The 13,970-nt window shown below is 69.8% G+C and carries 12 protein-coding genes; 3 read left to right on the top strand and 9 right to left on the bottom strand.

From position 1 onward, the window contains the following. Window position 1: 1 nt before the first annotated feature. From N416_RS0119565 to N416_RS0119540, 6 genes are all read right to left on the bottom strand, one after another. On the bottom strand, window positions 2-304 hold the full coding sequence (locus N416_RS0119565) for a hypothetical protein (protein WP_024443787.1): 303 nt from the start codon (window positions 302-304) through the stop codon (window positions 2-4). 65 nt (window positions 305-369) lie between these two features. Further along, on the bottom strand, window positions 370-1,701 hold the full coding sequence (gene glmM, locus N416_RS0119560) for a phosphoglucosamine mutase (RefSeq protein WP_024443786.1): 1,332 nt from the start codon (window positions 1,699-1,701) through the stop codon (window positions 370-372). Window positions 1,702-1,846: 145 nt separating this feature from the next. Then, window positions 1,847-2,362 carry a 30S ribosomal protein S9 gene (gene rpsI / locus N416_RS0119555; protein ID WP_024443785.1) on the bottom strand — a complete coding sequence of 172 codons (516 nt, stop codon included), beginning with the start codon at window positions 2,360-2,362 and terminating at the stop codon, window positions 1,847-1,849. After that, window positions 2,359-2,802, bottom strand: a complete 444-nt coding sequence (gene rplM, locus N416_RS0119550) for a 50S ribosomal protein L13 (RefSeq protein ID WP_024443784.1) — start codon at window positions 2,800-2,802, stop codon at window positions 2,359-2,361. Before rplM ends, rpsI begins: the two co-directional genes overlap by 4 nt. Before the next feature lie 273 nt (window positions 2,803-3,075). Then, window positions 3,076-3,372: a WXG100 family type VII secretion target gene (locus tag N416_RS0119545; RefSeq protein WP_024443783.1), complete on the bottom strand. Its 297-nt coding sequence runs from the start codon at window positions 3,370-3,372 to the stop codon at window positions 3,076-3,078. Between the two features lie 12 nt (window positions 3,373-3,384). Beyond that, window positions 3,385-3,711: a WXG100 family type VII secretion target gene (locus tag N416_RS0119540; protein ID WP_024443782.1), complete on the bottom strand. Its 327-nt coding sequence runs from the start codon at window positions 3,709-3,711 to the stop codon at window positions 3,385-3,387. Between the two features lie 219 nt (window positions 3,712-3,930). On the opposite strand from N416_RS0119540, the gene N416_RS0119535 reads away from it, so the two are divergent. Continuing rightward, window positions 3,931-5,373: a PE-PPE domain-containing protein gene (locus tag N416_RS0119535; protein ID WP_024443781.1), complete on the top strand. Its 1,443-nt coding sequence runs from the start codon at window positions 3,931-3,933 to the stop codon at window positions 5,371-5,373. 133 nt (window positions 5,374-5,506) lie between these two features. On the opposite strand, the gene N416_RS0119530 is transcribed toward N416_RS0119535, so the two are convergent. Further along, complete coding sequence (locus N416_RS0119530; protein WP_024443780.1) at window positions 5,507-6,676, bottom strand: type VII secretion-associated protein; 1,170 nt, start codon at window positions 6,674-6,676, stop codon at window positions 5,507-5,509. Next, a complete protein-coding gene (gene eccCb / locus N416_RS0119525) occupies window positions 6,673-10,263 on the bottom strand; it encodes a type VII secretion protein EccCb (RefSeq protein ID WP_036458666.1) in 3,591 nt (1,196 codons plus the stop codon). Before eccCb ends, N416_RS0119530 begins: the two co-directional genes overlap by 4 nt. A 114-nt stretch (window positions 10,264-10,377) precedes the next feature. On the opposite strand from eccCb, the gene N416_RS0119520 reads away from it, so the two are divergent. Together N416_RS0119520 and mycP are read left to right on the top strand one after the other, a co-directional pair. Further along, window positions 10,378-11,541, top strand: a complete 1,164-nt coding sequence (locus N416_RS0119520; protein ID WP_192830986.1) for an EsaB/YukD family protein — start codon at window positions 10,378-10,380, stop codon at window positions 11,539-11,541. A 3-nt stretch (window positions 11,542-11,544) separates the two neighbouring features. After that, the gene (mycP, locus tag N416_RS0119515; protein WP_024443777.1) at window positions 11,545-12,852 is read left to right on the top strand and encodes a type VII secretion-associated serine protease mycosin; all 1,308 of its coding nucleotides are present in this window, start codon (window positions 11,545-11,547) and stop codon (window positions 12,850-12,852) included. Here the strand turns inward: mycP and eccB are convergent. Continuing rightward, window positions 12,788-13,882 carry a type VII secretion protein EccB gene (gene eccB, locus N416_RS22265; protein ID WP_081654636.1) on the bottom strand — a complete coding sequence of 365 codons (1,095 nt, stop codon included), beginning with the start codon at window positions 13,880-13,882 and terminating at the stop codon, window positions 12,788-12,790. The two genes, mycP and eccB, sit on opposite strands and share 65 nt — an antisense overlap. Between the last annotated feature and the right edge of the window lie 88 nt (window positions 13,883-13,970).

Raw genomic sequence — 13,970 nt, 5'->3', positions numbered from 1 at the left:
GTCAGCCGACCCGTTCGGCCGCAGAGGTATCGGCCTGTCCATAGCGCACCAGGCCGACTCGCAGTGCCGTGGCGATCTCGGCGTTGGCCCGCGACCAGCGCATCAGCTCGGGCAACCACGCCTGTAGACCACGGCGTAACGCCTCACCCGGGCCGATATGGTCGCGTCCGGCAACACCGCCGTCGAATATCAACCCGCCCAACCGGATGCCGGAAGCCGTATCAATGGCCGACGCGGTCGCATCGAAATGGTCCGCCACCGACCGCAGCGCGGCGGCGTCGAGGTAGAGCTGTTGTCGTCCCATACGGGTATGACGGCGACAGCGTTGGACGGGTTCCCTGGTTCCCCGAGATTCGCTGAACCGCGGGTTCAGTTCCGAGTGCGTACCGCGTCGGCGACATCTGCCGCGATCCGGCGCGCCGTCTCCTCATCGGAGGCTTCCACCATCACGCGGACGAGCTGCTCGGTTCCCGACGGTCGCAACAGGATTCGTCCAGTGGCACCGAGTTCGTCGGTGGCACGCTGCACCGCGTCACGCACGGCGGGGCGGCCCACCGCTTCGGCCTTGTCAGTGACCTCGACATTGATCAGCACCTGCGGCAACGTGCGCATCGCCGAGGCCAGGGCGGCCAGCGGAGTCCGGGTCTGCGCCATTCGTGCCATCAGACGCAGGCCGGTGATGATGCCGTCACCGGTAGTGGCCACCTGGGGAAGCACGATGTGACCGGACTGCTCACCGCCGAGCGTGAATCCTCCGGCCCGCAACTGCTCGAGAACGTAGCGGTCGCCGACGTCGGTGGTGTGCACGGTGACCCCGGCCTCGCGCATGGCCAGGTGCAACCCGAGATTGCTCATCACGGTCGCCACCAGGGTGTCGTCGACCAGTTCTCCGGAGTCACGCATGGCCAGTGCCAGCACGACCATGATGGCGTCACCGTCGATCACATTGCCGGCGGCATCGACGGCCAGGCAGCGGTCGGCGTCACCGTCGTGCGCCAGGCCCAGGTCGGCGCCGTGGTGCAGCACCGCGGCGCGCACCGGTTCCAGATGCGTCGAGCCGCACCCCTCGTTGATGTTGAGCCCGTCGGGATCGGAGTTGATCGTGATCACGGTGGCCCCGGCGGCCCGGTAAGCCCGCGGCGCCGCGTCCGATGCCGCGCCGTGCGCGCAGTCCACCACCACGGTCAGGCCGTCCAGCCGAGTGGGATGGGTTTCGGTCAGGTGCCGCAGGTAGCAGTCCAGCGCATCCTTGGCGTCCACCACCCGGCCCAGCTCGGCGCCGATCGGGCGCAAGCCCGGTCCGGCGGCCACCAGGTCTTCGATCTGGTCCTCGGTCGCGTCGTCGAGTTTGTGTCCACCCGGGCCGAAGAATTTGATGCCGTTGTCCGGCATCGGGTTGTGCGAGGCGGAGATCATCACCCCGAAGTCGGCTTCATACGCGCTGGTCAGATAGGCCACTGCCGGGGTCGGCAGCACACCGGCGCGCAGTGCGTCGACGCCCTGGCTGGTCAGCCCGGCGATGACCGCGGCCTCCAGCATCTCTCCGCTGGCCCGCGGGTCACGGCCGACGACGGCCACCCGGCGACCGGTACCGGTGGCGAGCCGCTGGGCCGCCGCGCCGCCCAGTGCGACCGCCAGCTCGGCGGTCAGCTCGCGGTTGGCAACCCCGCGGACGCCGTCGGTGCCGAAAAGTCGACCCATAACTATCCTTTATCGCCGCGAGCGCGCGTGTCTCCGGCCCGACACGCCGGTATCGGACCGAAAACACGCACCCTCAAACGCAAGCCGGGGGCACCTTCCGCGTGCGGAAGGCACCCCCAACTCGCTGCCAGAATGCAATCGCAGATCAGCGCTTGCTGTACTGCGGAGCCTTGCGGGCCTTCTTGAGACCGTACTTCTTGCGCTCGGTGGCCCGCGGGTCACGAGTCAGGAAGCCGGCCTTCTTCAGAGCCGGACGGTCTTCGGGCTGCACCAGGATCAGCGCGCGGGCCAGCGCCAGCCGCAGCGCACCGGCCTGGCCGGAGGGGCCGCCGCCGTCGAGGTGGGCGTAGACGTCGAAGCTGTCCACCCGGTCCACGGTGACCAGCGGAGCCTTGATCAGCTGCTGGTGCACCTTGTTCGGGAAGTAGGCCTCCAGGGTGCGTCCGTCCAGGTTGAACTTGCCGGTGCCGGGCACCAGGCGCACACGCACCACGGCCTCCTTGCGGCGGCCGACGGTCTGGATGGGACGGCCCAGGTCGTGCGGCTGGTAAGCCGGCGCGGCCTCTTCGTGCACCTCTACGGTCTCGTCAACCGCGCTGGCCTCAGAGGCCTCGGCGGCCTCGTCGATGGCCTCGGTACCCTCAAATGCGGTCTCGGTCATTGCGCCACCTGCTTGATTTCGAACGGGATCGGCTGCTGAGCGGTGTGCGGATGCACCGGGCCGGCGTAGACGTGCAGCTTTCGCTGAATCTGACGCCCCAGCTTGTTGTGCGGGATCATCCCGAGGATCGCCTTCTCCACGACGCGGTCGGGACGGGTCTCCATCAGCTCACCGATGCTGCGCTTGCGCAGCCCGCCCGGGTAGCCCGAGTGGCGGTAAGCCATCTTCTTCTGCAATTTGTCGCCGCTGATGGCGACCTTGTCGGCGTTGATGATGATGACGAAGTCACCGCCATCAACGTTCGGTGCGAATGTCGGCTTGTGCTTGCCGCGCAGCAGGGTTGCTGCCGCAACGGCGAGCCGGCCGAGCACCACGTCGGTGGCGTCGATGACATACCACGAACGTGTGGTGTCACCCGCCTTCGGCGCATAGGTGGGCACAGCGCTTACCTCTTCTTTTACTCGAGCCGGGCGTTCCCGGTTCTAGCGGATCCCGGAGCGAGCCGGGTGCCGGTCCGGCGTGAACGCGGGGTGATTTCTCGGCGACCGACATTGACCCGAGTACCCGCTGTGCCACTAGGCACCGCACGCCAACGGTGCAGCTTACCGGCGGCGATCCGCGCGGGTCAAAACGGTGACCGCCGGCGTGGGAGCCGGTGTGGCCCCGTCGGCTCTCCATCCTCCGGGGCCACACCGTGTTAGGGGCGGCCTCTCCTACCTCCCCCAAGCTCCCGCGGCGCGACAGTCGGCGTCGGCAACGTCGGCGGCGCCGTCGCGGACGGCGCCGCCAAGGTCGAACAGGATCTGGTTCAGCGCGCTGACCGCGTGCTGCCATCGCAGCTGTTCAGCGTGGTAGGCACCGGCCGCCTCCCGCGTCCACACCTGCTGCAGGGGGGCGATCTGCGACCGCAGCTCCTCCAGGGCCCCGTTGAGCCGGGCGGCCGTGGAGTGGATCTCCTGGCGGACGGCATATTCGATCTCGTCGAAGTTGTACGACAATGCGGCATCCATCTGGGTCTCCGCTCAGATTCCGTCGCCGGCGGCAGCGATGTGGTGGGAGTGGGCCTGGGCGACCTCGCGCAGCGCCCGCTCGTTGTGGCGGATGGTCTCGGCAATGCGCGCCAGCGCGTGGTGCAGCTTCAGGGATTCGGCGTTCCAGCGGTCCACGACGTCCTGGAACCGGGCGGCCGCCAGGCCCGACCACACCGACGGCGGCACCGCCCGCATTCGACCGACAAACGCCTGCAGCATCCCGCGGATCTCCTCGTTGCGGGCGTCGGTGGCCGCCGCGACGGCGCGCATGACGTCGAAGTCGGCGCTGAGTGTGCTGGTGGCTGCGGGTGTGCTCACATCGTCTCCTGCCGTCGGCGGCCGCGATCGAGTCGCGCTGATATGTAGTTCGACGGCGTTCGGCTGGCTTCGGTTCCCTCGACCGTGGGCGTCCACCCGGCGTCGATTCTGCGCATTCCGCTTCTAGAGCCACCGCCTGGATGACATAAATGCGGAACGCGGACCGTAAGCCTTGAGCTGACTGCGGCGTGGGCCCGTCGTCTGCATCGAGGAGGGGAAATGCAACGCACTCTGGGCGTCTGTCTCACCGCTGGACTGGCCATCACCGGCGCCGGTGCGCTGGTCGTTCCGCCGGTGCAACCAGCGGCAACATCGGCGCCGGTGCTCTTAGCCGGCACTGGATCCTCGCTCGGGGACGGCACCGCCCTGATCATGGGCGCCAGCTTCGTCGCAACCCCCAGCCAGGGCTGGCTCAACGCGTTCGACAGGTTGTACCTGCAACCACATGGCTTCACCGGCGACCTTCTGCCGGTGACCACACCGCAGTCGCTGTATCCGTTCACCGGGCCGTTCAGCATGACGTTCGACAATTCGACAGCCCGGGGCATGCAGATCATCGAAGAGGCGATCCAGCGGCAGATCGCGACCGGTGGAGTCAGCGCCGACAACCCCGTCGTGGTGAGCGGCTACTCGCAGAGCGCCTCCATCGACTCGCTGCTGATGGCGCGACTGGAGCAGGAGGGCATTGATCCCGCGAATGTGCACTTCGTGCTGCTGGGCAACCCGAACAACCCCAACGGCGGGTTGCTGGAACGGTTCGCCGTCCCGTTCGGCGATAACCCCGACGCCGTACACCTGGGGCTGACGTTTTCCGGCGCCGCCCCATCGGATGTGTCGCCGACCTCGGTCTACACCTATGAGTACGACGGCTTCGCCGACTTCCCGAAATACCCGATCAATCTGCTGGCCGACCTCAACGCGTATCTGGGCATCCTCTTCAACCATGTCGCGTATCTGGGGTTGACGCCGGAGCAGATCAGCAACGCCGTGCCGCTGCCGACCTTGGATCCCGACAGCCTGACCAGCTACTACATGATCGAGTCGCCGAGCCTGCCGCTGCTGGCCCCGCTTCGGCTGCTGCCGGTGTTCGGCAATCCGCTGGCCGACCTGCTGCAGCCGGCGCTGTCTGTGTTGGTGAACCTGGGCTACGGCAGCATCGACAACGGCTGGTCGCCCGGCTACGCCGATGTGGCCACCCCGATGGGTTTCCTGCCCGACCAAAGCGTCCTCGACCAGGTGCCCGAGGCGCTGTGGAACGGTGTGCTGCAGGGATTCACCGACGCCTACCAGGACCTGATCGATCCCGCGAACTACCAGCTGATCTCACCGAAAACGATGTCCGACGTGCTGGGGCCACTGCTGAACTCGGCGACCGCGGCGTTCAACCTCGACGGGTCGTGGGAGGACATCACGAGTTATCTGTCGACCTTCCTCGCCGGCGCCGCGAACTGGTACGCCGAAGGCCTCCAGGAGCTGTCGCTGACCCACACCGGTCTGCCGCCCATCGACATGGGCAGCACCCTGTTCTTCACCCTGCCCCAGGTCGCCTGGAACCTGTTCGAAACCCAGCTGGCTGCCGGCGACCCGCTGGCCGCCATCGGCGAACCACTGGCGGCGCTGATCGGCCTGGCACCGCTCATGCTGGTGGGGGCGGTGATTTAGGCCCAACGACGCTGAGGAGCTGGCCTGCGTGCATTGTCCACCGGCCGGCCTGTGGTCCGAATGGCCGGACTCAAGGCAGCTCTCCCAGCCAGTGGCGCAAATCCCCCCGTTTGACGTTTGGCGGCATCGACCCTCAGCTGACGGCGTGGGCAGAGCGCACCGCCTGCTCACACACCGCGCGCAGGGTGGCCTCGCCACCCGGTCCGCTCTGGCATCCGATGCCGATGCGCACGGCGCGGTCGACCACGATCGCCCAGTCGACGTGGTGGCCGTCGCGCACCTCTCGATAGGTCACCGCGGGCCGACCCGCGCTGGTGCCGGCGGGGTTGAAACCGGTGAACACCCCGGGCGTCTCGGCGTCAGCGCGTCGCAGTGCTCGCTGCAACGGTTCGGCGACGGCGGTCAGGGTATCGCCGGCGGCGGGCGCCTGGGTGACGTGCAGCACCAGCTGCGGGTCGCCGGGCGACGCCACCTCCACTCGGGCCGAACCTGGCCCATCCGTCACCCGTCGCGTCACCCAATCAGACGGAACCTGCACCGCCACATGACTTTCCACGAGATAGGTCACGGGATTCTCGATGTCCGGGCGCGCCGCGTGACCTGCCAGCAGGGCCAGCGCCACCACACCGCCGACCAGGGCGGCTGGGCCCAGCCACAACCGGCGACCGGAAGGGGCCGGTTCGGCGACCGGCGGATCGACGGCGCGGCGGATCGGCGGCAGCCGATCGACCACCGTCACCCGCACCTCGGGCCGCAGCCGCTGCTCGATCAGCGCCGAGAGCAACCCCGCCCCGCCAATCCCGGCCGGTGCGTCGATCACGACCACTGCGGGGTGACCCCGAACCGCCGCACGTATCCGGTGTGCCACCGCGTCGGCGACCTCGTCGGGGGAACCGATGCGCGGCTCGGCAACGACATCAGCGCCTTCGGCTCCGGTGACGGCCACCAGGACCGCGGCGATCTCCACCACGACCGCGGCGCGGAATGCACACGCCAGTAGCGTTGCACGCGAACGGGTCACGACCTCGCCGGTCAGCTCTCGCGCCGCCGCCGTGAGCAGTTGCACCCTTCGAACCGGCCACCAGGATGGGTGGATGAGCTCGACCGACTCGCCAGGCAGCGGGCAGGCCAATACGTCGCATAGCAGCTCCGCCATCGACACCGGTTGCCCGCCGACCAGTCCGACCGGGTCATCGATCCACTCCAGCGCCGCTACAGCGTCGACTGATTCCACTCCGCCGCAACATAATCGGCGAATCGATACGGGACCTGCCTCGATCACCGCACGATGACATGCGCTCATGGCTCCCAAGCCACCTGGATAAGCCGCTCGCCGTCAGACCGGGTGACCAGGGTGCCGCGCCCGGGCGGCAGGGGCACCGGGCGGACCGGACCCCACGGGGCGTCCGCGGCACTGCCGGCCAAACCGTTCATCGTCAGCGTCATCGCGCCCAGATCGGTCAGCGCGGTCAGCAACGGCTCGTACATCGACCGGGCCGCTCCCCCGCTGCGACAGGCCACGATCAGGTGCAGTCCGAGATCCCCTGCGTGCGGCAGGTATTCCAGCAGTGGTGCCAGCGGATTGCCGGCGCCGGCGGCAACCAGGTCGTGGTCATCGACCACCACGTACAAGTGCGGGCCAGACCACCACGACCCGGCGCGCAGTTGCTGCGGTCTGAGGTCGGCACCGGGCATCCGCCTCGCCAGCCGGTCGATCAGCTCCGGCAGCAGTGTTGTCAGCGCCGGCCGCGACATCGCATAACCGGCCAAGTGCCCGGCCGGCACGACGTCCAGCAGGCCGCGCCGGTAGTCGACCACCAGCAGCTGAGCCTGGCCGACGGCGTGGCATCGGACCAGCTCCCGGCACAACGTTCGCAGCGCGGAGGTCTTGCCGCACTCACTGCCGCCCACGACGAGCAGGTGCGGTTGGCGACCGAAATCAATCGGAACAGCCTCGAGTCCGCGTTCGTCAACGCCCAGAACCGGCAGGCCAGCAGGGGTCGCCGCCAGCTCGGCCCGGTCGACGACGGCCGGCAGCAGCCGGATCGGCGGCGCGACGGCACCGTCCGGGTGCCGCATCGGTTCCCAGCCTTGCGGGCGGGCCAGCAGCATGTGCATGCCGTCGTGGGTCAGGCCGCGTCCGGGCCGGCCCTGCGGCACCCGCTGGGCCTGGCGGCGGTCCAGTTCGGACTCGGCCGGATCCCCCAGCCTCAGCTCGATACGGGTGCCGATCAGGTCCCGCAAGGCGGGCCGCACCTCGGCCCACCGCGACGCACCCAATATCACGTGCACGCCAAAGGACAGCCCGCGGGCGGCCAGCGCGACAATCCTGGCCTCCACCTCGATTTCGCGGCACAGCGCGGACCATCCGTCGATCACCATAAACACGTCCGCGGCCGGGCGTTCGTCTTGCGCGATGCGGTCGGCTCGCTGGGCTTCGCGCCGCGCCACGATCGCCTCCATCTCGGCAACCACCCGCCGGACCAGGTCCGGTTGCCCAATGCCGGCGACGGCACCGACGTGCGGCAGGGTTCGGAGCGCCGATAGCGTCCCACCACCGAAGTCCAAGCAGTAGAACGCGACCCGGGTCGCATCGTGGGTGGCGCACAGCGCCGCGATCAGGGTATGCAGCGCGGTCGACTTGCCCGACTGCGGGGCACCCACGACAGCGACATGTCCGCCGCCGCCGTCCAACCGAAGCGACAAGGTAGTCCGACGCTGCTCAAAGGGCCGATCCACGATGCCGATCGGGACCGTCAGATCAGCGTAGCCTGCGTCGAGGAGTGCTCCCAGAGCTGGGGAATCTCCCAGCGGCGCCAGCCATATCGGTCGCGCCGCCGGGCCGTACCCGGACAATCGCTGCAGCATTGCCTGCAGCAGGGTGCGCCCGCCCGCTTCGGCCGCTTCCCTTACCGGGCCCAGTGGCGCGGCGGTGAACGGGCGGACCGCGATCGGATCAGTCCGGGCAGCAGGGCACATCCCGGAGACGTAGGCCGTCTGGAATCGCCGCACCGTGCCGTCTGCGGTGCGCAAGAGCCCCACTCCGGGAATGTTGGGCAGTTCGTATGCCTCGCCGTTGCCCAGCACTATCCGGGATTCGGCCGCCGACATCGTCTTGAGACACACCCGATAGGACAGATGCGATTCCAGACCCCGAAGCCTGCCCTCTTCGAGCCGCTGGCTGGCCAGCAATAGGTGCATTCCCAGCGACCGGCCCAGCCGGCCGATGGCGACAAAGGTGTCGAGCAGGTCGGGCTGCTGGTGCAATAGCTCGGCGAACTCGTCGACGATCACCAGCAGTGCAGGCAGGGACGGCAGCTGCGGCTGCGCCGTTCGCACCTGCCGATATGCGGCGATACTGGGCGCCCCGGCGGCGCGCAGTTGTTGCTGGCGCCGCTGCATCTCGCCGGCCAGCGCGTCGCGCATCCGCTCCACCAGCGGCGCCTCGTCGGCAAGGTTCGTGATGACCGCACTGACATGGTTGACCTGCTCGAAACCGAGAAAGGTTGCGCCGCCTTTGTAGTCGACCAGCACCAGGTTGAGTTCCTCGGGTGAATGCCGCGCCGCCATGCCCAACACCAGGGTGCGCAGGAACTCCGATTTGCCCGAACCTGTGGCTCCGACACAGAGCCCGTGCGGTCCACTACCGTGCTCGGCGGCCTCCTTGATGTCCAGCCGTACCGGGTCTCCGCTCGGGTCCGTGCCGATCGGGACGCACAATGACTGCGCTGATGCGCGTGCCCATTCCGACGGTGCATCGAAGCGGTCGATGTCGCCGATGCCGAGCAGATGAGCCCACCCTTGAGCGTCCCCGGCGCCGACGGGCCCGTGCGCCGCCAGGCGCCGTGCACACACCACCGCGTCGGCGCGGGTCAGAAAGTCCGGCCGGCCAAGGCGGTCATCGGCGTCACGCAGCTCCGTCGCGGTCACGTGCAGGCGGCGCGCCTCACCTCGGGCGCCTGTCTCCGCCACCCGAAGGCCGCTGGCGTCGTCGCTGACCACGATGGCCCGGCGGCCGGACAGGCTGGTTTCGGCGGCGGCCAGGCCGGGATAGTTCAGGCGCAATGGCCCGCCGGCATCGGTGGCCGACGGATGCTGATGGTGCGGCAGCCATTTCAGCCAATCCCAGTCGCCGCAACGCCGACCGTCCACGGCCGCGATCAGCAGTGCATCGGGCCCGTGCAGCACGGCGAGCTGACAGATCAGTGCGCGCAGCAGACCGCGAGCCCGTTCACTGTCGCCGTCCAGCAGCAGCGGCGAAGGTCCCAGCACCGTCACCGCGACAGGTACGTCTGGCACCGCAGCGTAGGTGTCCAGGAAACGGCGCAGCGCTGCGTCGGTGACCGGATCGACCCCGCGCACCGGATCGCGCGAGGGTGCCACCACTCGACTGGCCGGGACAGCCGGGCCGATCCCGACTCGCACCGAGCCGAAGTCGGGGTCGCCGAGTTGGCGCTCCCACATTCGGGCCCCGCCGGCCAACGTCCAGAGTGCGTCTGGCTCTGGGTGCGACCACAGCGCCCAAGCCCGCTGGGCCGCAGCATTGTCTGCCAAAGACTTCCGTAAGTCCGCGAGATAGGCCAGGTAGTTCTCGCGGTCCTCGTCGATGTCGTTGCCACGTCCGTGGCTTCGCCCGGCGACAACGGCGGTCACCGCGGAGGTGAGCATCATCAGTGGGAACAGTGCGAACACCGGGCTACGTGCGGCCGGGGAGCCCGAGCGGTAGGCGACGGCGGTCACGACGAGCATGCCCACCGCCATAGCGGCGGGCAGCAACCGGGCCAGAATCATCCGCGGCTCGGAGTCCGGCACCGATGGCGGTGCAGCGACCGCAATTTCATCCCGCGATGGCGACGCGGGTGGGAGCGCGGTCGGCGCTGGACCGGTCATCGGCACACCGTAGGCACCGCCGATTTCACCGGCAAGTCGGCTGTGGATAGTCGCAATCCTCTCCGCAGCCGGATCAGTAGCGTGCGAGCAACGAAGCCGAAAGGAGAACGTGCCGTGTCAGATCCGGATTCCGGCCTGCGTCGGGTAGCGGTACACGCCGCTAATGCGCACGCCGATCTGACGCTCCCGTCCAGGGTGCCGGTGGCGGTTCTGATCGCGGCTGTCCTCGAGCTGATGCCGTGCCTAGCCAGCCCGGACTCGCTGCGGCCCTATCGGCTCTTCGAGCCGGGACGAGCCGCACTAAACGGCACGAAAACCCTTTCTCAGCAAGGTATCCGCGATGGCGCCACCCTGGTGTTGAGCCACGCTGAATGTCCGGCCCCACAAGTGTCGTTCGACGATCCCGCCGAAGAGGTGGCGGCCGCGGTGCGCAACATCGAGCGCCCATGGAGTCCTACGGCTTGCCGGCTCAGCGCTGCGCTCGCCGCGTCCGGGCTGGCCGGGGTGGCCGGCTTCGTGGCGACTCCGGGCGGCCCCGGCGCCCCAAACGCGCTGTTGGCGGTCGCGGCCACCGGCGCGGTCGCCCTGATGGCCGTCCCACCGAGTGGCTGCAACGGGTTGGTGCGCACCACATTGTGCTGCCTGGCCGGATTGGCGGTACTGGGTGCCGTCGCGGGAATGACCGTCGCGGTGACAGGAATTGCGCTGCCGCGGGCGGGAGCCGCGGCGGTTGTCGCCGGAGTCGGCATGCTCCGAGTCGCCGGCCGAGCGGCGGCCGCGGCCACCGGGTTGTTCCGCCGGGGACAAGCCGTGCCGGCGCAGGTAGCCGAGACGCACCACCTGGTGACCGGATTGGTTGCGGCGACTGCGGCGTCGGCGACTCTGGGCGCTGCCGCGGTGGTCGCCGGATCACCGGGTGCCGGGGCGCCCCGCATGGTCGGCGCAGTGTTCGCGGCGACGGCCGGCATGGCGCTGGCACTGCGCGCCCGCTCGCACACCGACGGCGTGCAGGTCGCGGCGCTGATCGCCGGCGGTACCGCCACACTGGCGGTCGGCCTGCTCGCCGCGGCAAGCAGCACAACGGCGCAATGGCCGGCGGCGCTGGCCGTGATGCTTGTCGCGACGGCGCTCGGACTGGGCTTCACGGCTCCGACCGCGTCCCCGCTCATCCGGCGGGTCGCCGAGGTGATGGAGGGCCTGGCTCTCGGATCCTTGGCGCCGCTGGCGTGTTGGGTGTGCGGGTTCTACAGCCTGGCCCGCGGATTGAGTATCGGCTGAGCCGTGCCGCGTACCCGGATCGCTCGGCTACTGGCGGCCGCCACGATCGCGGTGACGGCGGCCGCGCCACCGGCCAGCGCGGTTACACCGCCGCCGGTCGACCGCACCCTGGTTCCTGCCCCGGCGCCGGCCACGCCGGAGCGGCCAACGGTGCAACGTGAGGTGTGCGCGGTGGGCACGCTGGGGCCAGGTGCGGCCCCGACCCAGCTCGCCGGGCTGGACCTGGCGGCGGCCTGGGCGCTCACTCGCGGTGCCGGTCAGCGGGTCGCGGTGATCGACACCGGTGTTGCCCCGCACCGGCGGCTACCCGGACTGATCGGCGGCGGTGACTACGTCTCCACCGGCGACGGCACCCGGGATTGCGATGGACACGGCACCCTGGTCGCCGGAATCATCGCGGCCGCAGCGGATCCCGTGACCGACGGGTTCAGCGGCGTGGCACCGCTGGCCACCGTGATCGGCATCCGCGCGTCCAGCACCCGGTTCGCGGCACTCGGCGACGCCGCAGGTATCGGCGACGTCGACATCCTGGCCAAGGCGGTACGTACCGCGGCCGACCTGGGTGCGTCGGTGATCAACATCTCCACGGTGGCCTGCCGGCCCGCCCGTACCGGACTCGACGACCGCGCGCTGGGCGCTGCCCTGGCGTACGCGGTCGAGATCAAGAACAGCGTCGTCGTCGCAGCAGCCGGCAACACCGACCAGGGTTGCGGGGCCCAGGAACCCATGATCGTCACGCCGGCCTGGTACGACAACTACGTGCTGACCGTGGGCTCGGTGAACTCGCGCGGCGTCGCCTCGGCGTTCACCCTGCCCGGTCCGTGGGTGGATGTGGCAGCGCCCGGCGAAGCGGTGCTCTCGTTGAGTACCGTCGGCGATGCGCTGGCCGATACCCTCGACGACTCGCCGTTGAGCGGCACCAGTTTCGCCGCTCCGGTGGTCAGCGGGCTGGCGGCGCTGATCCGCTCGAGGTTTCCGCAGTGGACGCCGCACCAGGTGATGGACCGGATCAGGGCCACCGCCCATCACCCACCGGGCGGGCGTGATGATCTCGTCGGTGCCGGTGTGGTGGACGTGTTGGCGGCGCTCACCTTTGACGTGGCCACCTCCGCCGAGCCGCCCCGGCCCGCCCCGCCTCTGTCGCGTCCCGCCCCTGACCTCGAACCCGCTGCCGAAGCCGCGCCAGCCGGGCTGCGCACCGCGATCGTCGGCACGGCGGCCCTATTGGCGTTGCTGCTGGCAGCCCTCACCGGTCGGGCGCTGTCGGGCCGGGCACCGCGTCCCGGCTCAGCATCGCCTGGTCACGACTGAGACGGGGGCCGGCCGGCAACCCGGCCAACAGCGGCCACGGCACCCCGGTGGCCACTGCGGGCAGTCCCAGCCTGCGCGCCGCATCGTCGTCGTCGACGGTGAACCGCACCCCGCTCTCGGCGATCAGATAGCCGACACCGCCCGCGTGACCCGAGGTGTCGGCCGCCCGCACGTAGGCACTGTGCCCGGGCGGCAGATAGACCCCGTCCAAGGCGGGGCCAGACCCGTCGGCGTGGGCCAGCGCGGTCGGCGACGCCCCCGCCGGTAGACGCGCCCCACTCGACAGGGTGATCCCGGCCGCTTCGTCGACGCGCCAGTGCACGCACAACGTGGCCGGGGCCGAGCCCACCAACGGGCCCGCCCTACCAAGGTCGACCGGCGGGGCTTCGGGGATCGCGTTGAGCAACAACGCCGAGACCCGTCTCGGCACGGCGGAGTCCAGCAGCGGGTCAGCAGGGTCGACCGCAACCCGCCGCCCGTCGAGGAGCAGATAGGTTGCCCCTGCTTCGGAGCTGACCGGTATGGCCTGCGGTGGGTCGAGGCGCCCGGACGGATCGGCACCGACTAAAAGGACGGTGCCGGCCGAGTCCTCGCACAACGACCACGCCACCGTGTCCGGCAGTGGCGCCCCGAGCACGCCCGGCGCACCCGGGATGCCCAGCGGCGCGCCGCGCCGGGCCCGGCCGACCGCGTTGCCGTCCACCGGTCGAGGGTCGGCCGCCCCGGTGATCAGCCGCGCCGACGCGAGGTTGTACACCGGATGCACCGTGTCGCCGATGCGGACGTAGAGCGCCCCGGTCGCGCGGTCCAGCACGATCGGCGCATCACCCAGGACCGGATGTGGCCGTACGACGGCCAGCAGGATCGCGCCGACGGCCACGACCATGCTCACCAGCCAGCCCCGGGCCAGCGCGCTTCGACCGGGGACCGCGCCGCCCGTGACCTGCCCGCACCGCAGCGCCCGTTCCATCCGGCGGGCCAGGAAGCGGTGCGCGCTGAGCTGAAGCTGCGTCGTCGATCGCCTGGCCATTTCGGCCACAGGCTATTCGTGAGACCGGTGCGGCCGTATACGGCCATCCACAGTCCCGTCGGTATCGGATTCGGGCTTCGGTACCATC

It is taken from the genome of Mycobacterium sp. UM_WGJ, assembly GCF_000455125.1.
GTDB lineage: Bacteria > Actinomycetota > Actinomycetes > Mycobacteriales > Mycobacteriaceae > Mycobacterium.
The sequence above is the reverse complement of the archived record's forward strand: the minus strand, read 5'-3'. Positions and strand labels throughout refer to the sequence as shown.